A 23,881-nucleotide genomic window follows, 5' to 3' on the forward strand; every position below is an offset into this window, starting at 1 on the left:
GAATGGTCCCGTCTGCTCACGGGCACCCGCCGTAACGGTGACGACGCGATGACGTCGGAGTGACGGGCGCCGTGCCACCACCGGACGAGCACCGCAGCCGAGCGGCTGTGCTGCGGGCCCGGGCGGTGGCTTTGATGGAGTGATGACGGTCCCCGCCTATCGTCCAAGGCATCCGTGGCGTGCGGCGCGCGTTCGCCGAGCCGTGCCTTCACGATCGTTGAGGGGAACGGACATGACCTTGTACAACGACCCCGATCTACCTCCGCCGGAGCCGGAACTCGGTGTGGGGCTCGGCGCGTCCGGGTTCCAGACGCTTGCGGAGTTCGACTCGGCCGCGCGCGCGGCCGACATGGACATGGACGGCATGATCGTCACGCTGCTGCGCCGGGAGGACATGCTTGTCCTCGAATTCCGCTTCCGGGGCCTGTTGCGCACCGGTTCGGGTGCCCAGCAGCGGCTGGTGACGAAGACCGCCACGAAACCGGGACACCTCCTGGTCCGCATGCCACCGCAGGCGATGCTTGAGGAGGCCACGCCCCTGGGGAGCCCGTCGACCGCTGTGAAGCGGGCGTGGTTCGCCGGCCCGAGCACCCTGTCGTTGCGTGTGGAGCCCGGTACGTCGGTCCCGCTCACCGTCGCGGGGCTGCTGGACTGGGCGGGGCTTTCGACCGCATCGGCGCGGCTGGAATGCGTCTGGGGCCTCGGGCTCGCTCCGGCGACCGTGTCGCAGGCGGCATGGCTGCACACGGCGGAACCGATCGCCGGCCCGTCCGGCGCGGTCGGGATCTGGCATACACGCCTCGTCCTCCCGCCCGACGGGTCCGCCCCACCCGGGACCCCGTCCCGGATGCCGGTACCGGTCAAACCCACGGAGGTCGTCAATGACACCGAGGGGTTCATGAGCTCCCTCTCGCCGGTGGACCGCCGCGGCATCGGAGCGGCGATGCTGCGGCGGCCTGCGCTGGCCGAGGACCTGACGCTCACCCCGATCGGCGCGAACGTCGGCCTCAGCGGCAACTGGCTAGGGCTGGGGAGCGTCAGCGTGCTCATGTACCGCCACGAGTCCGTCGGTGGCCGGGACACCACGGTGAACGTGCTCAAGTGCGGCTATCTGCTGCCCTTCGGGTTCCCCACACTGATCACCGCACAGACCGAGCGGCAGCTCGATCACGGTCTGGTCAAGTCGAGCATCCTGATCGTGCTGCAGCCCGACCTCACCTACCAAGACGCCGCCGCCCTCCCGAACGAGGGCCGGGGCTTCCCGTTCACTCGGGTACGACTCAACGGACCGCTGACGGTCGACGCCGTCGACGACTCGGACACCCTGTCGGACGTCGGCTTCTGGATACGGGGGCCGGGGGCGGCCGACGGGCGGCTGCGCTTCAGTCTGACGGCCGAGGACCAGCGCGGACACCCGGTCACCTTCACTGCGCCGTTGGTCTTCGTCAAGGGAGACAGGGCCCACGGCGACCTGACCGCGGCACTGCAGGCGTTCAACCGACAGGCGGCCGGCATCGACCTGCCTGCGTCCGGCCGCCTGGAACTGGCGCGTGCGACCGGAATCGACCCGGAATCGACCACAGTGGACGTCACGGCGCTGCGTATCGGAATGGTGAAGTCGGGGGCCTCCCAGAAAGCGCTGGAAGAGGCCGGTCGTCCGGCTGCGCTCCCCGAGTTGATCTCCGTGGACGCGCGTATCCCTGCCCTGGACGCCTTCGCCGCTCGGGGCTCTGCGGACGTGGACAGCGCGGTCGCACCGGCCGTCCAGACCGTGCTGCTGGAGCACAAGTACGTCAAGCACGGCCTGGCGGCCACGCGCCAGGTCTACGCCCGGCTGAAGAACAGGGTCACCGTCGCCCCGCCGGTCACCGCGTCCGGCGGTGTCGCCAAGCTGGACCTGCCGGTCTCGGGACTGTCCAGCGCCACCGGTCTGGTCGGTGGCGACCTGGACACATTCATGAACGGGACGTTCGCCCCGGCCTCCTTCTTCACCCCGCCCACACTCCCCTCCCCGCCCGACCGACCCTTGTTCCCGACCAGGCTGCTCGGTTTCGTCGACCTGACCAAGCTGGTGCCACCCGTCTCTGTGGCGCCGGCCGGCGCAGGCGACGGGACAGACGTCCCTCGCATGCTCACCAAGGTGCTGCGACAGTCCGGTCGGCCACCGCACGCGGTGGAGATCACTCTCACCTGGCATCCCCATCTGCCGCCCACCCAGGAAGGCCCGCTCCGGACGTCGGACAGGACACAGCTGGACCTGCGGTGCGTCACACTGACGAACCTCGACCGAAGCGGTCCCCCGGTCACGGAGGTGCGCGGCGAGCTGCGCCAGTTCACGCTGTCGTTCGCGGATGTGCTGGACGTGGAGTTCCAACGAATCGCGTTCACCAGCAAGTCCGGCACCACGACCTCGCTGGACGTCAAGGTCGGCAAGGTCGGGTTCTCCGGCCAGCTGAGTTTCCTCGACCGGCTGCGCGAGTACCTGCCGTCGGTGGCGAACCGTCCGAGGATCAACGTCGACACCGACGGGATCGATGTCGGGTACACCCTCGCCGTGCCCAGCGTGGGCCTCGGCGTGTTCCTCCTGCAGAATCTGGCGCTGTCGGCCTCGGTCCGTCTGCCCTTCGACGGCGACCCCGTGGAGGCGACGTTCCAGGTGTGTTCTCGCGAGCACCCCTTCCTAGCGACGGTCTCCTTGTTCGGCGGTGGCGGCTTCCTGGCCCTCACCGTCAGCACCGGCGAGGTCGTCAGGCTGGAGGGCCAGGTGGAGTTCGGGGCTGCCGTCGCGCTGAACCTCGGGGTCGCCAGCGGTGCCGTCAGCGTGACCGCCGGCGTGTACGTCGGGCTGGAGAAGGGCGTGTCGTCCGTCCGCGGCTTCCTGCGGGCCTACGGCGAACTCGATGTGCTCGGCATCGTCAACATCTCGGTCGAGTTCTACCTCGCCCTTGAGTTCCGCACGCCCAAGACGCTGTACGGCTGGGCGTCCGTGACTGTGCGGGTTCGCGTGGCCTTCTTCTCGCAGTCGGTGACGATGGGGCTGGAACGCAGCTTCTCCGGCGGCGACGATCCGTCGTTCGGCCAGGCGTTCCCCACCTCGCAGCCGTGGCGGGACCGTTGTGCCGCTTTCGCTCCGATGGAGGAGTCATGACCATGGAAACCGTGGTGTGGACCCTGCTGCCGGACCCGATGGCTCAGACCACCACCGACGGGCTGGCCCACCTCTCGCTCATGTTCGGCCTGCGGCTCTCCGGCACGCCGACTGGGGGAGCCAACGACCTCCTTCCCCTGACGGAGTTCCGGAACGTCAGGTCCTGGCCTGACTTCCCCTTCAGGCTGAGCGTCAGGTTCCGGCTCGACAATGGCGCCTCGACGACCTGCGAGGCCACCGTAGAGCCGGTGGCTCAGAACACGCTGTGGGGTGAGCTCTTCTCCGGGGCCAAGGCCAGACCTTTCGTCTTCGACCGCACGGTGGCGACGAAGCCGCTGGAGTCCTACCCCGCCCATCTCTTGTGGCGTTCCCTCCGCGAGGAGTACGCCCGCATGTTCGCCCCCTCGGACAGCCCGGACGCCGAGGTTCTGCCCGGGGTGTCCCTGGACGGGGAACCGCCGGGTGGTACGGACGGATGGACGTCCATCGACCGTCTCGTGCGTCTGGTCGGCGCGGACGCCCCGGCCAGGATGGCCGACGCCCGCTCGGCGTTGCTCCGGCAGGGGGTGCTGTCCGACGAGTTCGAGGACGACCCCTACGGCTGGGCGCGCCTGGCGGGTTTCCACCAACCGTTCGCCCTCCCCCACGACGACGAGGGCGAGGCGGCGGTCGGTCCGAAGCTCAAGACGCCCGAGCGGGACTTCCACGGTCTCCTGGCGGCACTGGCCGACCATCCCGGCCTGATGGAGCGGCTGGGGCTGGTGCGCCGCGTGACTGTGCCGCTGCCGCCGATATTGGAGGAGGGAAGGCCGACCGACATCCAGGCGGTGCCGCTGGATCATCCGTCTGTCATAGTAGATCAGCCCTTCACCCGGTGCGTCCTGCGGCGAGGCCGCCTCGTGCTGGCACGGAGCAACGGAACCGAGGCGGCGCTGTATCTGCCGCTCGACGACACCGACAGCTACGAGGTCGTCGACGTCGACCTCGACGCGGCCGCGCTCGGACTGCAGGCGTATGCCGTCATGCTGGCCGGCCTGCCGCGCGACCGGGAACCTCCCCGCCTGCTGGCACCCGCTCTGCGGTCCGACGGGATATCCGTGGTCGAGAACGACCGGCAGATCGCCTTCCGTGAGCACCTGAGGGAGGCCCTCGAGATGGACGAGGACCTGGAGCAGGCGAGCACGCCCGGCGAAGCGATCACCCTGCACGCGGACAACGTGCTCCAGGGGTATCGGGTGGACGTCTTCGACCAGAGCTCAGGCCGGTGGTACCCACTGTGCCGACGCACCGGCCGGTACAGCGTGCGGGGGCACGACGGAGCACTGCCCATCGACGACGAAGGCACCGTCTGCGACGCTCTGACCGAGGGCGTCGACGCCGACGGGAACGAGTTGCTGCGCCTGCACCAGTACCTGTTCCGCTGGAGCGGCTGGAGCCTGGTGGCCGAACTCACCGGCAAGATGATCGACACCTCGGAGCAGCTCCAGGATCCGGGCCCGGTACCCGACGCCGCCCTGCCGTTCTCCTCGACGGTGCAGCCCACGCCGGGCACTCTGCCGTCCCTGCGCTACGGACGTACGTACCGCTTCCGGGCCCGCCTGGTCGACCTCGCGGGCCACAGCGTGCCCTTCAGCACCCGGCCGACGTCCGGCGAGCCCGCCAGCCCTCCTTTGCGCTACTCGCGCTACGAACCGGTGCCCGCCCCCGTGCTCGTGCCCAGGCGTCCGGTCACCCCCGGGGAGTCCGTTGTGGTGCTCGTCGTCCGTACGGACAACTCGGACGCCGCTGCCCCCGCGCCCGGCCCCACCTGCGAACGGCACCTGCTGGCTCCCAAGGCCTCCGTGCAGTTGCTGGAACGCCACGGCGTCCTCGACGTGGCGGGCGAGAACCGGCTCGACCCGGCGGTGTACGACCTGCTCGAACGCCTCGATTCCGGAGTGGTCGAGGGTACGCCGGACGCGGGCGCCGGCGGAACCCCCTACAAGGACGCGGACAGCATGCAACTGCCGTGGCCGTGCGACCCCCTGTCGAGCGGAACGGCTCTGCACGGGCTGCCCGGAATGCTGGAACTCCTCGCCCCCTGGCCGCAGGGCAGCGGCTGGCACGAACGGTTCCCGCTGCGACTGGTCGTGGTTCCCGGGGCCGTCGGAGGCGCGGAGCAGATCCCCGTGGTTGACCTGGCCGCACGGGTGATCCGCGTGACGGTACCACCGGCCGCGACCCATACCGCCCTGCTGAGCAGCATGCTGAACCCGGGTGACGAGGACCTGCTGGCGCTGTGGCGGTGGTACACCGAGTCGGCAGGCCGAGCGGACGACGAGTTCGACGAGCTGCGCGCACGAGTCGCCGCCGGCCTGCTCGCCCAGCTCACGCCGAGGACGGAGCTGCGCCTGATCCACGCGGTCCGCTGCCCGGTCGTCGGCCCCGAGTTCGGGCGGGCGAGCGTGGAGCGCGGCCCCGGCGAGACCGCCTACGTCCTCGCCGACCCCGGGATGACCCTCCACGAGGCGTCCACGCTGTCCGTGCATACAGAGGCGGCGTGGACCGAGTACGTCGACGACCCGACGCAGGAGAAGCCGACCGAGACACCTGGGCGGGCTGTGCTGCGCCAGAACGAGGAGGCGGTGCGTGCCGACCGCTCCAACCGCCCCGTGCCGTACGACGAGGACGACGCCTCCGGCCGGGCGGGAACGGTGACCGCGCCCTTCGAGGCGCGCCACGACGTGGGGGACACACGCCACCGCGCAGTGCGCTTCACCCCGGTGGGCGTGTCGCGGTTTGTCTCGTACTTCACGCAGTCGCGCAAGGTGCGGCTTTCGGGCACGGAACCGGAACGTGTGGCCGCCGCGTTCGTTCCCGGCACAGTGGTCGTCCGGGCCTCCGTCGCCCCGGTCGCGTCCTCAGGCACGCCCGCCGATCCCGGGCCGACGTACACCTTCGGTCGGGACTTCGTCGTGGACGATGAGGACGGTACCGTCGCGCGCCGCGACGCCAGTGGGATACCCGACGGCGCGGAGGTCCTGGTCGAATTCACCGTTCCCCCCGTGACGCGGGCCGGGAGAACCATCACCCGCCACGTTCCGGCGTCCACGCGGCCGCCGGCGCCTGCGGTGCATTCGGTCGTGCCCGCCTTCCAATGGGAGCGTGGGACGGCCGGCTCGACGTTGACAAGTACGCGACTCGACGGCGTGGTCCGGGTCTATCTGCAACGGCCCTGGTGCGCCTCGGGCGAGGGAGAGCTGCTGGCCGTCCGCGTCCTCGGGCCGCACGAGCACGCGGACACGACGTCGGCGAAGTGGGCCACCATGTGGGGACGTGACCCCGTCCGGCATCCGGGCTCCGCGCCGGTGATGGGCTACCCCCGTCCGGCGGACCTGCTCGGCGCCGTCGACGAGACGGTGCCCCAGGGCCACGCCATGGGCTATCCCGTGAAGTACGACGAGCGCCGTCGGCTCTGGTACGCGGACGTGCGGTTCCAGGCCCAGAACGTCTACCAGCCTTTCGTGCGGCTTCGCGTGGCGCGCCTGCAGCGGCACGCGCTGCTCTCACCGCAGGACCTGCGACTGTCAGCCGGGGTGGACGCGGGATTCGTCCAGCTCCCGGCCCGCCGCCAGGCGTCGGTGTCCGTCGACGGCAAGGACGCGACCGTGACCGTCACCGGCCCGCTGCCTCCGGCGGGTGCGGTCGGCATGACCACGCGAATGACGGCCGGGGTCCAGATCCGGGGCCTCAGCTCGATCGACGACCCCGCACAGTGGTCCACCATCGACACCGCCGAGGCCACGGCGACGCTGGCCCTTGCCTCGGTGACCGGCCCCATCGCCCGGTGGGAGGGCACGCTGAGGCTGCCGCTCGCTCCGTCGGAGGGGCGTCCGCAACGGCTGCTGGTCCAGGAGGTGGAGGAGATCCCCAGCGGCGCGCGGGGGCTGATCCCGCGGGTGTCCTACCTCGACACGTTCACCCTGTGACACTCACGTTTCTGCCGTGCGCAGACGTGTACACGGGGAGGCCGGGCGGAGAGTCTCCGCCCGGCCTCCCCGTGTACCGCAGTCGTGTTTGCCGCGGTCAGCCGGGGCACGGGCCAGCGTTCCTCCAATCCGTCCAATCCGTGCTATCCATCCGCTCGTAATAGTCGAGTTGGCAGCGCTGGCGCACTCGGTTCACACCGTCGTCGCAAAACGATTGTTCGACGCAGCATGGGACGAAGAGGCACCTGTTCATACACTCCTCCTCGCACTCTCTGTTGCAGAGCGTCCGGTCCTGGGCTCCCTCGCACCGTCTCCAGCAAAGTGTTTCGCATTCCCTCGGGCAGAAGATCTCCGCCCAGCCGGAGGGCCGGTTCGCGCCACACTTCGGCAGGTCATAGCGGAAACCTGGAATCCTTTGTGTCACAGGCATGGGAAACTCCCTCAGTCGTGGTCGTAGAAGACTTTCAGCCCGGCGGTGCGGAACGGGAACTCGAAGCTGGTGTCAACCGGGACGAAGAACCTCTCCACCTCATCAGTCGTACGGCTGGCGTAGGTGAAGACGACGTCCATGATCCGCCTGGTACCTCCCAGATTGGACCGCCGGACATCGATCGACATGAGGGAGTAGTCGTCCATGAAACGTTCGAACGTCTTCCGGTAGATGGCGGGGTAGCGGACCATCAGATGGTTGAGCGCCCGGTGTTCGTCCGATGCGCCCACGTTCCCCGACACGTTCATGACCGTGTACAGCAGGTCCCCCGCCGACTTGTCGAACTGCTCCGCGTCCATGGACTCGGGTCTTTCGATGGCCTGCACGAGGTAGGAGACGGAGGCCGAGTACACCTGGTCGACAATGACGATCGGCAGCTGGAGCCCGCCGTACCGGCTCGGGGGTGCCTCGCTCCGTACCCCGATGACCACGTCGATGGCGTCGGCCTGGTGTGAGGGGCGGACGGCCTCGACCAGCAGGGCGAAATCGGCCGGGTCCCTTGGCACCAGAACGTAGGTGTCCAAACCCTGCACAGAGAGCACGTAGCGCAGTTGTCGCGTCAGATAGCGGTTCTCCGGCTGGCTGAGCACCTCGCACAGTGCCACTCGGTCCGTCATCAGCGCCGTATCGGTGTGCCTCATGGTCTGCGCCAGTTCCTTCTCTACACCGAGGTCGGGAAACTGGAAGTCGATCTGGCCGATCGCGTAGACGAAGGACGTCGTTGCGGGCGCAATTCGTGCGGGCGACCCTTCATGCTCGGCCTCGCAGCGGCATTGCCCCGCGGCCGCCGGCCCCTTAGTGGGATTCTTGATGTCCTCATCACTCATGAAGAAGCTCCTGTCCTCCGGCGGGCGGCCGTGGCGGAAGCGCGCACACGGCCCCCGGATGACTCAGCCCTTGCCGCCGACCCGCCGACCCGTGAGGGTCATCCAGTGGTTCAGCTGTCGGGCTCGTTCCTCGCACCCACCGCACGGCCTGATCCTCAGCATCTGGGTCGCGTGTTTCACCACCGTGCCGAGGCCGATCTCGCCGTCGACGAAACCGGGAAGCCTCATCCGATGGGTGGGTCTGCGGACTTCGTCCGGTCGCGGTGTCCGGTGGCGCGCCTCTCCGCTCACGGCCCATCGTCCTTTCCGGGCATCAGGAGGGGGATCCGAACCAGGTTCCCCTCCCTGTGAACCTCCCCGCTCCTCCTCACCATCGTGCTCTTCCCCGCCACAGTCTGCACGTCAATCTTCCTGCGGGCCGGCGGGCGGCCCCGGTCGCGACGACGGGCTTGCGCCAGGCCACCGCTCTATGATGTGGCGGTGGAAACCGAGACGGACGTCTCGTGAACGGCCCGTAGGGACGGCAGATGAATCTCTCTCCCTCACCTCCACGGCAGTCCACCTTGATGCTGCTCGACCGGTTCCGTGTGGAATCGCACGGCGAGCCCGTGCCGCTGTGCGGTAGCGCCCAGCGGCTCCTGGCCTTCGTCGGGCTTCGGCAGGAGGTTCCCCGTTGCGTCGTCGCGCGGACCCTGTGGCCGGAGGCGTCCGAAGCACATGCGCGGGGAAGCCTGCGGACAGCGCTGTGGAAGCTTCCGTGCCGTGCGCGGGAGCTCGTCCGCTGCACACAGGATTCGCTCGCCCTCGCCGACGGCGTCGGTGTGGATGCCGGTGCCCTGGCCCGGAGCGCGCTCGACGTCGTCCGGGGCTGCGAGGCACTGCAGGCCGAGCCCCTGCTGGTGAGGCTCCGGGACCAGGGCGATCTGCTGCCCGACTGGGACGACGATTGGGTCGTCCTCGAACGCGAATGGCTACACCGGCTGCGTCTGCACGCGCTTGACACGCTGTCGGACAGGTTCGCACGGCAGGGGCTGCCCGCACTGGCCCTGGAGGCCGCGCTGGCGAGCATCCGCATCGAACCGCTCCGTGAGGACCCGCACCGTTCGGTCGTCTCGACACACCTCGCCGAGGGCAATCTGATCGAAGCCCTCCGGCACTACGAGGCCTTCCGCCAGCTGCTGCGCGCCGAACTCGGAATCGAGCCGTCTCTCCAGTTCACGCGCATGATCTCACTTGAGCGCCGGTGCACGGCACCGCGGCCGTGACGATGCGGTGACGGCACACACCCATCATCGATGGCGGGGACTCGTCTCGTCCGGAAGGAGCGTGGCGGTGAACAGCGTCCAATACGCCCGGGGCAGCCGAATCGTCGAGTTGATGCGGCGACCGACCGCGCAGCGTGACACCGAGTGGGTGAGGGACGCGCTCCAGCAGGCGATCTTGTTGGAACTCGCCACCCTCCCGCCTTACCTGTGCGGCATGTGGTCGATCAACGCTACAAGCGGAGATCCGGTCTTCCGCACCCTGCGCGCGATCGTCTTCGACGAGATGTCGCACCTCGGTATCACCTGCAACTTGCTCACGGCCGTCGGGGGCACTCCCCGTATCGCCGACGAGGCGCTGGTCCCCACGTACCCGGGTCCGCTGCCCGGAGGCGTGCGGCCCGAACTGACAGTGTTCCTCAGCGGGCTCCAGGACTCGGTCCGGATGTACGCGGGCATCGAGAAACCCGACGCTCCGGTCACTCGGACGGCCCAGGCTTCCCACACCTCGATCGGCGCCTTCTACACCGCGGTCCAGGACGCCCTGTGCGCCGACTCGAAAATGATCACCGGTGACGAGCGGCGCCAGGTAACCCGGGACATGGAGCACCACGGCTCGGGGAACAGCCTCACACCCCTCACCACGCTCGACTCCGCCACATCGGCCGTCGCGATCATCAAGGAACAGGGTGAGGGAACATCGGCATCGCCCCAGAACCCGCACCCGGCGGCGTCGGGCGAGCTGGCCAACTACTACGCCTTCCTGGAGATCCTGCACAAGCACAAGCTGGTCGAACGACCAGGCCCTCCGGCCACATGGGCGTTCGAGGGCCCGCCGGTCCCGATGCCCCCCATCCTTCCCATGGGGGTCGTACCTGAGGGAGGCTGGCCGCGGAGCGGCCCCGCCTCACCGCCTCCCGACGTGATCACCCTCCTGGACAAGGCCAATCGCGCCTACAGCGACATGCTGCGGCTCCTCGAACAGGTCTGGCAGCAGGACGATCCGGACCAAGCCACGAGGCTCCTGGACGAAGCGGTGTGGAAGATGGCCGCGCTACGGGGACCGGCCCGGGAGCTGATGAAGCACGCCCTGCCCGACGGCAGCGGCAAGAACTACGGGCCGGAGTTCCGCTACACGGCTCTGTAAGGCGCCTCAGCCCTTGAGAGAGGAACGATGGATCGCTCGACACCACCATCCTCTCCCCACCTGCGACTGCTGGGCCAGTTCCGGTTGGCGTACGGCGCGGAGGCGGTGAACCTGTGTGGGAACGCGCAACGTCTGTTGGCTCTCGTGGGACTACGCTCGTGCGTCAGCCGGACGGTCCTCGCGGGAACCTTGTGGCCGGACGCCACCGAGGCGCACGCCCGAGGCAGTCTGCGCAGCACTCTCTGCAAGCTTCCCCATGGCGATCACGCGTTGGTCACCTGCTGCAGGAACACGGTGTCGCTCGTCGACTCCGTGACCGTGGACGCCCGCGTACTGGCCGATACGGCTCTGGGGGTACTGCGTCCATCCACAGTACCGATCCTGTCCTCCCCCGAACCGGTACCGGCGATCCTCTTCGGCGACGGGGAACTGCTGCCCGGCTGGGACGAGGACTGGGTGCTCCTCGAACGTGAACGGCTGCGGCAGCTGCGCCTGCACGCCCTCGACGCACTGGCCCACAGCCTGGTCCGGGAGGGACGGCACGCACTCGCTCTGGAGACCGCCCTGACGAGCGTACGGACAGAACCCTTGCGGGAGAGCGCGCACCGGGCCGTCGTCGCTGCGCATCTGGCGGAAGGAAACGTTCATGAGGCGGTCAGCCACTACGTCGCCTTCCAGCACCTGCTCGATGAGGAACTGGGCGTTCCGCCTTCTGCCCTGTTTGCTCGCCTGCTCCGGCCGGTCACCGAACGGCGACGCATGCCCTCTCCCTCCCGTGATGAGCGCGGCCGTACGCTGCAGCCCCGGCGTTCCTGCCCGGACCGTCGGAGCTGACGGGCCGAGGGCACCGTGAGGAAGGGGCGCGACCGGTCCTCCCCCGGAGGACTTCGTCGCCGAGCCGGTCCCAGCTCGCGGGAGCGCATGATGTCCGTGCAGCAGGACGGGCTGGACTGCACCACGGGACGCGGCCACCGCCCGTGCCTTCTTCCGCGAGGGCGGCGACCGCTACCGCGAGGCGGTTCGCTGACACAGCCTCGACAACGCCCCGCAGGAGGTACGGCGGTGCGAGGAGGCCATCACACCAGCCGCCACCGGCCACCCCCGCGAATTCGGCGCCCCCTGCCGAGCGGGAACGCGCGGACGGCCCGGGCAATCACGCACAACGAGCGTCGACTGAGGCGGAGCTGAACGGAGCGGCTTCCGCCCCGTTGCCGTTGCCTGTTGGCCGAGAGCTCGTCCGCGCAGTTCAGGCCGCACGCTGCTAGTTGCGAATGTGGGCTGTCGGGGTAGCCGCGTTGTCGCATGTCGAGACAGACGATCCTGCCCGGCCGGCGAACTGCAGGGGTACGAGCGCCAGGGCTGCCGACGGCGTCCTCCGTTCGGCAGCAGGTCACCTCGATGCCGGCCTCCCGTCAGCGCACTGGACTCTTCGTCCCTGAGTTCTGGGGTCAGGCGCCCGGCGCTGAAGTGGTCCTACGGCTGGGTCGCCGTTGCCCACGGTCGCGGCGCCTGCTGACCTTCAGCCGGTCCCAGCTCTGCGGTTCCCGTGAGGCCAGTTCGACGAGTGCCGGGTGCAGAGCCGTCCGGGCCGGACCTTCGGCGAGGAGCTCGCTCTCAGCGGGCCGAACATCCGGGCGGCCGAACTGGTTGATCCAGATGAACTGTGCGAGCAGGGCAAGGCCAGAGGCGATGGCCGCCGCCCACTGGAGCGGGCCACGCGGCGCGGCGTCGAGCAGCGCGGCGACGCTGAACGCCGTCTCCCCGACGAGCAGCAGCACCCAGGCAGCGGTGAGGCAGCCGCTGTCCGGGCCTGACCGGGGCAGGTCTGCCCTCCAGGCCGTGTGAAAGTCCTCTCTGGCCGCACCAAAAACCGTGTCACGGTGCGCGATTCTGCCGAGGGTGGCAGGCACGGTGCGTCGGCGCAGCGCGGTGAGAAGGGCATCGGGCAGCGGGTGCCCTGCGGTGCGTGCGGGGTCGGCGCCGGATGGAGTGAGGTGCAGATTGCCCCGGTCGTTGACGGTGGCGAGCCCGTCGAGCAGCAGACGGGCAGCGGCAGCCTGGGTGTCATCTTCCGTCCACCGGCGGTCGGCCGCCGCACGATACGGGTCCATGCCGAGCATGGTCGCGCGGCGCTCGGCCGCTGCCCGGCCACGCCGGTGGCGCAGGCCCCGCAGCGCGTAAAGCACGACTGCGAGTGGCACTTCGGCACAGGCGAGGGTGACGGGGTCCACGCGCCGAGCCTAACGGCCTTGGCAGCGACGTGTCCGGGGCGTCCCGGCCTGACGGATCGGCTGGTGGGTGATCAGGAGGCGGCCTGTCGGGCGAGCACGAGTCCGGTGCTGGGCTTGCGGTGGGTCACCCTGCGGGCGGAGCGTCGGAGACGCGCCCGGCGATGGCGATATGGGTCTCGGCGCAGGTCTCTCGCCGTCCGGTGAACCGCGCTGACGGGGCCGCCCCTGCTCGTTCGGCACTGGTGTGCTCCACGGAGATCCGCTCGGAGGGGCAGTGGCGGCACTGCCCACGCCAGGCGCGGTGCTCGCCGGGCGGACTGGGACGCCGTCGTCAGGGGCTTCACACTGCCCTGGAGCTCCGGCGCCGTCGAAGGCCAGGCGCACGCGTCAAGACGACTGAACGCCGGTCGTACGGGCGAGCATCCTTCGCTCTCCTGCGGACGCTGGTCCTCGCCCAGCCGCCGTGAGCGTCAGAACGGCGAACACCCTCGTGATCGTCAACTGCCTCGGACACGGCCGGCACGGCGGGCGTCCGAGCGCCACCGGTCAGAGCGGCCGGCCTGCTCTATGGCCGCTGCCCAGGCCCGATGACCGTGAGTCCCACCTGCCTGGCGAGCCACTGCGCGTACGGCTCCCTCATCTGGCGACCGTCGACGCTGTGGCTGCGGACATGGACGAGCACGGTGTGGTCATCGGCGGGCTCATCGAGTTCGCGGGTGCGCGTGTTGAGGAGGAGCGTCACCGCAGCGTGCTTGGACTCGCCGTGAAAGCCCACCTCGGGCGCGTCCGGCCAGCACAGCATCTCCCAGTTGACCTCTCCCATGTTCTCGCCGATCACCGCCGTGAATGCGTCCTCCATGCTGCCGACCGGCAGATCGAACAGCTCGCACTCCACCGGCACCCGCCCTTCGTACGCGGCCGGGTCGTCCGGCAGGTCCCGCCCCTGCACACCGACAACCAGCTCCTTCAGCGGCACCTCTTCGAACTCCTCGTGATCCGCCTGTCCTTGGAACCACAGCTCGGGCAGCTCCTTCGCCACGCGCCATACCTCGGCGACGGAACGGAACTCCGCATAGACGGAGACCTCGGAGTGCTCGCACCGCCCGAACTCCATGAGACGGCGCGCGGTGCTGAGCGCGAGTGCAAGGTCAGGAGTACGGAAGACGGGATAGGCGACGTCGTTGGACATGTGTGGAGTCTGCCACGGCCCGTCATCGCAGGTCATCGCGATTTGAGACGATCGTGTGCCGGTGCGTCCGCGGCCCGTCGGCATGGCCGCTCAACCTCGTCGGCCCGGACGCTCAGCCGTCAACTACCGTACGCAGTCTCATCGCTGCCGTCGCCTCGATCCGGACGGCACCGCGGCCTTCACGAAAGATCCGCCGCAGCCAGAGTCCGAGACCGCATCAGCGCTCGTACCGTTGCACGGCCGGGCCCTCGCGCCCTGGCGGAACGCGGTGCGGGGCGAGGGCGAGGGCGAGGGCGAGACGATGACGCCCGGCGGACAGCGCGTGGCCGGCTTCCGCCGCAGGGGCGGCCTCGGCAGAGCCCCGGACGGGCCGCCGTGCGTGCCGCGCAGCCGACGGGGACCGTCCCGGACCGGCGGCGTCGGGTGGCCTGTGGACCGGCGGCGGCACTTCCGGACGGTCACGGATCCGGGCGGCGCCGACGGCAGCCTGCCCGGCATCGTCGCAGCCGGCTTGCTGACGGGCGGCGACGGAATCGGGCGTTGGCTCCACGGGAAGAACGGCCGGCCGTTCGGGCGCGGCCGCCCACCGGGCAGCAGGGTCGGCTGACCGCGCCGGGCGTCAAGCCGCCCGAGGTGTGGTCTCCGGCGCCGCGGGCTCACGCACGGTCAGGGCCTCGGCCAGTTCCGCGGCCGACCGCGCCAGCGGCGGAGGGGTAACGGCAGCGGCCGCGAACCTGCGCAGTGAGACGAGACGGGCCCGGTGCCGCAGCTCTCCGGCACCGTTCTCCGCCTCTCCGCGGAGCGCCGCGACTGCCCGCTCCCGTTCCCCGTCGGCCAGGTGCAGGACGGCCCGCAGCAGGGGGCCGGCCCCCGGGGTGTCGAGCGCGTCCGGATTCGCCTCCGCCACCGTCCGCACCATGTGGGTCTCGCCTCGCTCCAGTGCGGCCAGGGCGTGATCGGCGGCGTGGTTGGCTCTGGTCACGATGGACTGTACGGCTGTCAGATGCGTGCCGTCCGCCAGCAGCCCGAGGATCGCGAGGTGCCGGGGGGCGGTGGGCTCGTCCGATTGCTCAAGGTACTCGGTGACGCCCGGTTCGAGCAGTTCCCGCAGGTTGCGGGCGAGGTAGGAGAAGGACTCCGTCCAGTCCGTCGCCCCGGTCCACTCCTCGGTCAGGGAGCGGCGGCGGTGCTGGTCGTCCAGTGCGGCCACCGTCTCCGCCAGACCGTCGCGTTCGACGCGGGACAGCAGGTCGGACAGCTCGGTGAGCGTGGTGTCGCCCGGATGGAGGGCCGCGAGCGTGCGCAGACCGGCGCGGAGTGTGCCTCCGGTGACGGCCGCGGCACTGTCGAGCAGGACGGCCCTGGCGCGCGGCCAGTCACCGGCGGTCCGCCAGGCGCGGACCAGCCGGGCGTCCTCCTCAAGAACGTCGGCCATCGCCCACGGCGGGAGCAGTGGGCGGGCGTGCGGGGGCAGGATCTCCAGGGCCGCCGAGCGCACCGCCCGCCGGGCCGCGGCCAGGGCCGTGTGTCCGGTCCCGTCGTCGGCGGCGGTCGCCTCGCATGCTTCGAGCAGGGCGCGGGTGGCAGCCGCGTACTGGCCCCGCCCGGCGTACCAGCGGGCTGCGGCCGCCCGTACCTCGGCGCGGTGCACCGGGTCGGGGACCGCCCGGGCGCTGCGCCACCAGGCCGCGGCGGCGAGGGGTCCCCGAACGGGGGCGGGACGCAGTCCGGCGAGCAGGTCGGTGGCGCGGGCCAGGTCGGCGGTGAACCGGTCGGGGCGGGCGGCGGCCAGCCAGCGGCCGACGCGGACGGCCTCGGCGGCGGCCCTGCGCGCACCACGCCGGTCGCCCGCCGCGGATCGCCGGCGGGCGGCGTTCCCCAGCGCCATCGCCAGGCTCGGGAGAAACGACTGCGGCTGCTCGCCGGCCAGTTGCCGGGCCAGCCCGAGCGTTTCCTCGGCCGCCTCCGCCGCTCCGGGGACGTCGCCCGTCTCCGCACGGACGCCCGACAGGCTGTTGAGCGCCGCCATCCGGTCGGACGCGCCGAGCGGCCCTTCCGGAGAGGTTGCCCGGTGGAGTGCCACGGCCTCCTCGGCGGCCGCCAGCGCTTCCGCCGACCGGCCTGCCCGGGCGGCGCAGACGGCGAGGGTGTTCAGTACGAGGGCCCGGAGGCCGGTCGCCGGGTTCCGGTCGGCCGGTGCCCGGAGAAGTTCCGCGGCCTCGCGGGCGGCGGCGAGCGCGCCGTGCGGATCGTCCGCCTCCAGCCGCAGTACGGCCATGTCGTTGAGGGTTCCGGCCAGTGCGCCGCTGTGTCCGTGACCGGTTGCGGTCCGCGCACGGCGCAGCTCCGTCGCCTCGGTGAGGGCGGACACGGCCGCCTTCAGGTCTCCGGTGGCCCGGTGGGCGGTGGCCAGGGTACCGAGTGCGGTGGCCAGTTCTGCGCGGTACGCGGCCGGGCCGCCGCCGGGCGGGTCCCGGAAGAGCCGCACCGCCTCGTGGGCGGGGGCCAGGGCTCCTGCTGCGTCGCCCGCTGTGAGCCGGGCGTCGGCCAGGTTGTTCAGTGTCCTGGCCAGGGTGTCGCCGTGCGCCGCCGCGTCCTGCTCGGCGAGGCTGCGGCGGATGCTGTGGGCCTGCTCGAAGGCGTTGAGCGCTTCCGCCGCATGGCCGCGGGCTCCCTCCGCGATCCCCAGGTTGTTCAGGGCCAGGGCCAGGTCGGCGGTATGGGCCTCGGGCTCCTCGGCGGCCAGCCGCCGGTACAGCTCCACCGCCTGTCCGGCGGCCGCCGACGCCCCGGCTGTGTCCTGCGCTGCCGAACGTGTTCCGGCCACGGTCACCAGGGCACCCGCGAGTCCGGGCCGGTGTGCGTCCGGGTCGGCGGCATACAGCCGTCGGCACAGGTCCAGTGCCTCCTGCGCGGCTGCCGACGCACCGCTCCCGTCCCCTGCCGTGGCGCGGGCGTTGGCCAGGCTGTTCAGCGCGGCGGCGAGGCCGTCGGTGAACGCGGCAGGCTCCTGGGCGGCGAGCGGTCGGTACAGTTCCACCGCCTCGTACGCGGCTGCCGACGCCCCTCCTCCGTCCCCCGCCGCGTCACAGACGCCGGACAGAGTCACCAGGGCACCGGCAAGGTCGGGGACGAACATGTCCGGGAGTTCCCCGGCGAGTGGCCGGCACAGCGCCACCGCCTCTTCGGCGGCTTCCAGGGAGGTCGGGAGGTCGCCGGCCTCCCGGGCCCGCAGGGCCAGCGTCCACAGCGCCCGGACGAGCCCGGGGACGAGGGCGCGGGGGTTCTGCGCCGTGAACCGCCTGCGCAGCCGTACCGCCTCGGCTGCCACGGCCGCGGCGCCCGCCGGGTCTCCCGCCCGGGACCGGACGATCGCCAGGTTGGCCAGTGCGTCGGCGGCCTCGGGGGCGAAGCCTGCCGGGCTGACGGCGGCCTCGTGACGGTAGAGGCCGGCCGATTCCTCGGCGGCCTCAAGGGCTGCGCCGCGCCGTCCCAGGTCGAGCCGGGCAGCGGCCAGATTGCCCAGGGCGCCGGCGAGGCCGGGCCGGTGCGCGTCCGGGTCGGCGGCGTACAGCCGCCGGTACAGTCCCACCGCCTCCTCCGCGGACTGCAGGGCCTGCCGGTGCAGGCCTGCCTCGGAGCTCCAGGCCGCCAGGCTGTTGAGGGCCGTGGCGAAGCGGTCGAGCGGCTCCCCGGCTTCGGGCTCCGCCTCCCGGTGGAGTCCGACTGCTTCGGCGGCCGCCCGGAGCGCACCGCGCCGGTCACCGGCCTGGGCATAGCGGACCGAGAGGTCGTTGAGCGCGGCGGCCAGCTCGTCCCGGCGCGCACGGGGGCCGGTGGCGGCCAGTGCCCGGTGCAGGCGCACCGCCCGTGCCATGGTCCTCAGAGCCGCTGGTACGTCCCCGTCGTCCGCCTGGCGCTGGCTGACCCGGGTCAGCAGCGCGGCTGTCTCCGCCGGACCGGCACCGTCGGACAGTGCCTCTCCGAGCCGCAGTTCGTCGATTTGCCGGGCCAGGGCGGTCAGGCCCAGGCGCAGCGGGGGCAGTTCGGCGGACAGCTCCTCCAGCGGGAGGGAGGTTCCGAGGTCCGGGACGACGGCCTCCAGGGCCTGTTTCACGGCACCTCCGGAGAGCGCGGCGACCTCGACGGCGGTCCGCCAGCGTTCCGGCCGGTGCAGGACCGCGGTGGCGATGAGGGCGGTGGCCGGTCCCGGCCGGTCCTGACCCGCACGGTTGAGGGTGCCCAGTGCGCCAGCGAGCCGCGGGCCGTCCGCGCGGCTCAGGGACCGCTCCAGCAGGGAGCCGTCCGGGCCGCTTCGGGCGGACAGATCGTGTTCGAGCACGGTGAGCATGAGGTGGTCCCCCACCGGGTCCGGGCGGACGGCCGTCCGCTCTCCGGGGCCGGGGTCGAGGCAGTGCAGCAGTGTCCGGGCGAGGCGGTCACGTTCGTGCGCACGGTCCGGCCCGTCGAGGCCGGGCACGGCGGCAAGGGTGTCCGGCGCTTCTTCTGGCGGGGGCGCCAGGAGGGTCAGGCAGGCTGCCGCTGTCTGCAGCAGCGGGCGCGGTGCCCGGGTCCCGAAAAGTTCGAGGTGGCTGTGCGACCAGTACTTCTGCTCGTGGCGCAGGATCTCGTCGTACAGGTCGGGGCGCAGGTCGGGGAGGTGGCCGGTGCCCCTGGCCGCCAGCAGGCCGAGGAGGACCAGGTCCAGCGTGGTCCAGGTGGTGCCCGGCGCGGGGTCGGGAGGGCCGGGCGGTGGCGGGGCGGTGTGGCCGCCCGGCGGAACCAGGCGCTCCACCGTGGCGGTGAAGACATCGGTGCCGCGCGGGTGCAGGTCCGGCAGTGCGAGCATCTCGGAGTGGAACGGGTGACGGTCCGCTATCAGGGAGTCGAACACGCGCTGCAGCCACTCCGCCGTCTCGCGTCCCCTGGCGGTGTCCTCGTGGCCGGTGCGGGAGGTGAGCAGGACCACCGCCGGAGGGCCCTGCCGGTCCTGCAGCACGCGCAGCAGTGCCGTGGTCTCCTCGACCCTGGCATCCGCGTAGTCCACGACCACCGCCAGCGGGGCCGTCACCTCCGCCAGCCAGGCCAGCGCGGTGGGGTCGGTCTGTGCCATCCCCTCGCGCAGCGGGCCCGCGTACCAGCCCCGGTTCTTCAGCCAGACGGCTGTCTCCAGCGCCAGCCGGGTCTTGCCCGCTCCTCCGGCGCCGTGCAGGACCACGATCCCGGTGCGGCTCCCCTCGGCGATCCGTTCGCACAGGTCGGTCAGCACGGTCAGTTCGTCGCGGGCCTGGAAGGGGGTGAGCCGGTACTCGGGGCGCACCAGGCGGAGCGGGGACTCGGCGGTCCCGGGATCGCGGTGGACGTCCCGCAGCGGCAGGACGTTGGGCAGCGGCGCCGGACGGTACCTGTCCCGGGCGGCGGCGACCGGCGCCCCGGTGCGCCACTGCCATTCCGGGGCGGTCAGGTAGCGCCAGCCGGACTCGGTGCCCTCCTCGACGGACGCCTCCGTCCCGGCGGTCCCGCCGGTGCCGAGGGAACGGGCGGGCCCGACGGGGTCCAGGACCACCACGGGCCGCTGCTGGGCGAGGGTCCGTCTGACGGCGGCGGCGGCGCCGGGCGGCTCCCCCGGCAGCGCCTCGTCCCAGCCGGCGGGCCATGTCCCGGCCAGCGCCACAGCGACCAGGGCGTGCCGCGCCGGCCGGGGCGCAACCCGCTCGACGACCACCACCGTCGACGGCAGCCCGGCATGCTCGCAGGCTGCGGCGAGTACCAGTGCCAGGTCCAGGCAGGTGCCGTTGCGCGGTGCCACGAGGACCTCGGCCGGCGGCCGGATGAGCTGACCCGCCTCGCCGGATCCGGCCGGCTCGTAGGCGTAGCCGATGTCCTGTTCGCTCAGCCGCTGCCACACCGCCCGCAGTCGTGTGACGGCGGACTCGCCGGACGGCCCGGGGATGCGCACATGGCGGGCGACGGTCCCGGGGAGCGCGTAGCGGGCCAGCTCCGCCGGGTCTTCCTCGGCGGGCCAGGGCGGCCAGTGGATCCGGCCGTCAGTCGGTGTCCGCATCGTCCAGGATCTCCACGGTGGCCACTGCGGCCAGGTCGCCGCCGCCCGGGACGGCCTCGGCGGTGACCTGGATGTCGTACAGGCCGGGCGTGAGACCGCGGAGCCGGCCGGTGAAGCGGCCCGTGGTGCTGTCGCGGTCGAGCGGCGTCTCGGCGTCCGGTTCGCGCGCGACCGGGCCGCCGCCCGCTGCCGCAGGTACGGCCACAGCCCACAGGGAGCCTTCGGCCGACGTCTGCGCGGCTCCGTTCACCGCCGCGGTCACCTCGATGTCCTCGCCCGCCACCTGGAGTTCGCCGACGTCCAGGCCGAGCGCCACTGGACGCTCCTCGCCGCGGACGGGCAGGTGCCGCGGGCGTCCCTCGAAGCTCTCGACCCAGTCGACCGCTTCCTGGGACTCCGAGATGGGGCCGTGCCGTTGGGGCACGAGCAGGCCGGGATGCTGCTGGGCGTCGGTCTCCAGCGGCTGGCCGCTGAACGCCGGGACGGTGCCGTCGCCCAGGTCGTCCGCCCAGCGCCCCAGTTCCGCGGCGGCCGGAGGGGCGGTGGTCATCCGCAGCCGGGAGCCGTCCCACGTCCCCGAGCGCAGGGTGGCGTGCCCGTAGCCGATGCGTGCGACCATCTGCGGACCTTCCCGGGGCAGGGCTTCCCAGTCCCGCTCGATCTCCCGGTGGAGGCGGTATGCGGCCCCGGCCGGGCCGGTGAGCCAGGGCAGGGGGAGTTCGTGCGGACGGTGAACGGCGGGCGTCCCGCCGGGGCCCGGCGGTGCGGTCAAGTCCTCTACGACCGGGAAGCGGGGCAGCAGTTCGGCCATGGACGGCCACGGCGAGAGCAGTGGCCGGAACCGGTTCCGCAGCGGGTGCACGCCCTTAACCGAGGGGCCGTTGACCAGAACGTCGAGGGCCTTGGGCGCACCGGCGTGCGGTGTGCCCAGCGTGATCAGGCCGCGGCAGCGGCGCCAGTTGCGTTCGTCCCTGCCCAGCCAGCGGCGGGCGACCAGGCCGCCCATCGAGTGGGCCACGATGATCAGCCGTCGGCTGTGCGACTCCCCGCCGGGCCACAGTCTCTCCAGCCGGAGGTCGACTTCGCTGTCCAGGCGGTCGGCGGCGTCCTCGGTGCCCAGCCGGAAGTCGTAGCCGAAGGCGACCACGTTCGCGTCCGGGTCGCGTCCGCCGGGGGTCCCGTCGTCCAGCACCGCGTCCGGCAGCGCCGAAAGGAGCCGCAGCAGGCCGTCATATCCGTGCACCGGTGTCCAGAACCTGAGCGCTTTGCGGGTCGGTACCAACCCGACGGGCAGCAGCCGCGGATGCTCCGCGAGGCTCAGCCGGCCGGGAGAGCGCAGCAGGCCGACGTCCCGCGGCGCCGCCGACCACACGGGCCGCTCCGGGTCGTCCGGGGGTGCCAGCAGCGTGCCCCCGATGCCCGGCAGTACCAGTACGAGATGTTCACGTCGTGGCATCGGCCGCTCCCCCCTCGTCCTCCCCCACGGAACACGTCCCTGCAGGGATCATGCGCTGGTGCGGCCGGGTTCAATCCCGTGCGGGGCGTCTTCCGGAGCGGTCCCGGCGTACGGCTGCCGCTGCACGGCGCGTCCCCGTGCCCGCGGCAGGCAGACGGTACGGCACGAGCGCGAGGCGCGGCGGGCGGCGGGCGGCGGGCGGCGGGCGGCGGGCGGCCCATGAGGGATGCGGCCGCCCGAGGCATGCCGGGTCGCCTCCGGCACGCCCCTGCACCCGCCTGGCCTCCTCCCGCGAGGATGCTGCCGCTGCAGGCGCCGCAGCGCCGGCAGCGGCAGGCAGGCTGACCTGGCACCGGCTGCGGCGTGGTGTTCCCGCGCCCGGTACGGGAGGGGTGCGGGGCGGCGCGGACGGCGTGAGTCCCAGCACCGGACCGATCTGACAGGCGGGACAGGCCATGCCCACGACTGGAGGTGCGCAGAAACCCGCCAAGGACGCCCTCCGCGTGACGGACGGTTGTTCCTTCTACGGACGTCCGGCGCGGTGCCGGGCGACCGCGTGTTCCACATCCTCCTGGAGAAGGCTGGTGTTGATCGCGAAGCCCGCCGTGGATCCCATGCCGACGGCTGCGGCCACCTGGGCACGGGGATCGACGACGTTGCCGGCGGCCCAGACACCCGGCACGCTGGTGCGTCCGGTGCGGTCGGTGACGGTCCAGCCGTTGTCGTCCTTCGCACACCCCAGAGCGGTCATCAGGGCGTCGTGCGGAACCGGTGAGGGGAAGACGAACGCCGCACTGCGGGGCACCACGCTGCCGTCGTCGAGTTCGATGCCGTGCAGTCCGCCGTCGGTGACCAGGCGCACCACGGTGCCCGTCACGATGCGCACACCGCGGGCCTCCAACTGCTCCCGGTCCTGCGGGGACAGGGCGAGGGTGTGCGCGAAGAAGAGGACGTCGCTGCTCCACTGGCGCAGAAGCAACGCCTGGTGCACGGCCCCGGAGTGGGTGCCGAGCACGGCCAGGGGCTGGTCCCGCACCTCGTAGGCGTGACAGTACGGGCAGTGCAGCAGGTCCTTTCCCCAGCGCTCGCGGACGCCGGGGATGCCGGGCAGTTCGTCTCGCAGGCCGGTGGCGCACAGCAGCCGACGGGCGTTCACGACTGCGCCTCCGTCCAGGCGCACCTGGAATCCGGGCTCGGCGTGCTCCACCTGACCGGTAATGAAGTCGACGCCGTAGCCTTCGGCTTCGCCGCGTCCCATCTCCAGAAGGGTGGCGGGTGGCAGGCCGTCGCGGGACAGGAGGCCGTGCATGTGGGCAGCCGGTGCGTTGCGAGGCCGGCCGGAGTCGATGACGACGACTCTGCGGCGGGCCCGGCCGAGCAGGATCGAGGCGCTCAGACCGGCGGCCCCACCGCCGATCACGGCCACGTCGTAGGTCAAGTCACCGGTGAGGGCCGTGTGGATGTCGTTCATGGGATTCGTCTCCTCGGTCTAGGCGTCCCTTTCGACCGCCCACGCTGCCCGCACTTCGCCGAGCGGGCCATTCGCGTTGCCGGTTCCGGGACGGGCCCTGCCGGATCGCCCGTAGGGGACGAGGTCCCCTGTCGACGCCGTGCCTCCACCGACCGGTTCACCGCCACGTTCCTCGCCCAGGACCACGAGGGCCCGCCCCGGATCGTGGAGTTCGCGCTGCGGCCATCGGCGCGGGGCGGACCAGCGACAACCGTCGGTCCACGCCAGTCCCCGTCGCCGGATGCCGTCTGAACCGGCCTGGTCGTCGTCGGATCCTGTCGTGTGGAGGCGCGCGTTGCCAGCTCGTGAAGCTGACCTTCCACCAGGCGAAATCGCTCACGCCCAGAGGCAGTTCCTTCGGGGTGTCCGGGAGCCCGTCGATCCGTCGCCGGAGGTGACATGCCCTCACCCGCCGTGGCACGGTCCCGCGCCGCAGACGCCACGGATCAGACGACAGGCGTGGGGAGGGAGGGCGGTCCGAGGACGGCGCCGGGCTCTGGGTGGCGGGGACACGACCGACGGAAGCGAGTCGACACGAGAAGGCACCAGGGGGCGCGACCGGACACAACGGGATGCGGAACCACGGGTG

The 23,881-nt window shown here is 71.7% G+C and carries 11 protein-coding genes; 5 read left to right on the plus strand and 6 right to left on the minus strand.

Annotated elements, in window-relative coordinates:
• Positions 1-232 precede the first annotated feature (232 nt).
• The gene (locus I3F58_RS21650) at positions 233-3,148 is read left to right on the plus strand and encodes a hypothetical protein (protein ID WP_240110328.1); all 2,916 of its coding nucleotides are present in this window, start codon (positions 233-235) and stop codon (positions 3,146-3,148) included.
• Positions 3,145-7,116 carry a hypothetical protein gene (locus I3F58_RS21655; RefSeq protein ID WP_240110329.1) on the plus strand — a complete coding sequence of 1,324 codons (3,972 nt, stop codon included), beginning with the start codon at positions 3,145-3,147 and terminating at the stop codon, positions 7,114-7,116. The genes I3F58_RS21650 and I3F58_RS21655 overlap by 4 nt, the downstream gene beginning before the upstream one ends.
• Positions 7,117-7,557: 441 nt before the next feature.
• Here the strand turns inward: I3F58_RS21655 and I3F58_RS21660 are convergent, their stop codons facing one another.
• The gene (locus tag I3F58_RS21660; RefSeq protein WP_240110330.1) at positions 7,558-8,433 is read right to left on the minus strand and encodes a hypothetical protein; all 876 of its coding nucleotides are present in this window, start codon (positions 8,431-8,433) and stop codon (positions 7,558-7,560) included.
• Between the two features lie 566 nt (positions 8,434-8,999).
• Here I3F58_RS21660 and I3F58_RS21665 point away from each other — a divergent pair.
• The 3 genes from I3F58_RS21665 to I3F58_RS21675 all read left to right on the plus strand — a co-directional run bounded on the left by I3F58_RS21665 (position 9,000) and on the right by I3F58_RS21675 (position 11,676).
• Positions 9,000-9,698 (plus strand): BTAD domain-containing putative transcriptional regulator, encoded by a 699-nt coding sequence (locus I3F58_RS21665; protein ID WP_240110331.1) that lies wholly within the window; start codon positions 9,000-9,002, stop codon positions 9,696-9,698.
• 67 nt (positions 9,699-9,765) lie between these two features.
• On the plus strand, positions 9,766-10,842 hold the full coding sequence (locus tag I3F58_RS21670) for a ferritin-like protein (RefSeq protein ID WP_240110332.1): 1,077 nt from the start codon (positions 9,766-9,768) through the stop codon (positions 10,840-10,842).
• Between the two features lie 27 nt (positions 10,843-10,869).
• Complete coding sequence (locus tag I3F58_RS21675; RefSeq protein WP_240110333.1) at positions 10,870-11,676, plus strand: BTAD domain-containing putative transcriptional regulator; 807 nt, start codon at positions 10,870-10,872, stop codon at positions 11,674-11,676.
• 614 nt (positions 11,677-12,290) lie between these two features.
• Here I3F58_RS21675 and I3F58_RS21680 read toward each other — a convergent pair.
• The 5 genes from I3F58_RS21680 to I3F58_RS21700 all read right to left on the minus strand — a co-directional run bounded on the left by I3F58_RS21680 (position 12,291) and on the right by I3F58_RS21700 (position 23,253).
• Entirely contained in the window at positions 12,291-13,073 is a 783-nt protein-coding gene (locus tag I3F58_RS21680; RefSeq protein WP_240110334.1) for a hypothetical protein, read from the minus strand.
• A 565-nt stretch (positions 13,074-13,638) separates the two neighbouring features.
• Complete coding sequence (locus I3F58_RS21685) at positions 13,639-14,262, minus strand: hypothetical protein (RefSeq protein ID WP_240110335.1); 624 nt, start codon at positions 14,260-14,262, stop codon at positions 13,639-13,641.
• Between the two features lie 619 nt (positions 14,263-14,881).
• Complete coding sequence (locus I3F58_RS21690; protein WP_240110336.1) at positions 14,882-20,326, minus strand: tetratricopeptide repeat protein; 5,445 nt, start codon at positions 20,324-20,326, stop codon at positions 14,882-14,884.
• Complete coding sequence (locus I3F58_RS21695) at positions 20,310-21,782, minus strand: triacylglycerol lipase (RefSeq protein WP_240110337.1); 1,473 nt, start codon at positions 21,780-21,782, stop codon at positions 20,310-20,312. Before I3F58_RS21695 ends, I3F58_RS21690 begins: the two co-directional genes overlap by 17 nt.
• A 523-nt stretch (positions 21,783-22,305) precedes the next feature.
• Positions 22,306-23,253, minus strand: coding sequence for an NAD(P)/FAD-dependent oxidoreductase (locus I3F58_RS21700; protein WP_240110338.1), 948 nt, complete (start codon positions 23,251-23,253; stop codon positions 22,306-22,308).
• Positions 23,254-23,881: the final 628 nt, after the last annotated feature.

This window comes from Streptomyces sp. MUM 203J (genome assembly GCF_022414595.1).
Lineage (GTDB): Bacteria > Actinomycetota > Actinomycetes > Streptomycetales > Streptomycetaceae > Streptomyces.

Excerpts from the sequence above, each read along its gene's own strand:
- I3F58_RS21685 (WP_240110335.1), bottom strand. The coding sequence starts at position 14,262 with ATGTCCAACGACGTCGCCTATCCCGTCTTCCGTACTCCTGACCTTGCA.
- I3F58_RS21650 (WP_240110328.1), top strand. The coding sequence starts at position 233 with ATGACCTTGTACAACGACCCCGATCTACCTCCGCCGGAGCCGGAACTC.
- I3F58_RS21660 (WP_240110330.1), bottom strand. The coding sequence starts at position 8,433 with ATGAGTGATGAGGACATCAAGAATCCCACTAAGGGGCCGGCGGCCGCG.
- I3F58_RS21690 (WP_240110336.1), bottom strand. The coding sequence starts at position 20,326 with ATGCGGACACCGACTGACGGCCGGATCCACTGGCCGCCCTGGCCCGCC.
- I3F58_RS21675 (WP_240110333.1), top strand. The coding sequence starts at position 10,870 with ATGGATCGCTCGACACCACCATCCTCTCCCCACCTGCGACTGCTGGGC.
- I3F58_RS21700 (WP_240110338.1), bottom strand. The coding sequence starts at position 23,253 with ATGAACGACATCCACACGGCCCTCACCGGTGACTTGACCTACGACGTG.
- I3F58_RS21655 (WP_240110329.1), top strand. The coding sequence starts at position 3,145 with ATGACCATGGAAACCGTGGTGTGGACCCTGCTGCCGGACCCGATGGCT.
- I3F58_RS21695 (WP_240110337.1), bottom strand. The coding sequence starts at position 21,782 with ATGCCACGACGTGAACATCTCGTACTGGTACTGCCGGGCATCGGGGGC.
- I3F58_RS21665 (WP_240110331.1), top strand. The coding sequence starts at position 9,000 with ATGCTGCTCGACCGGTTCCGTGTGGAATCGCACGGCGAGCCCGTGCCG.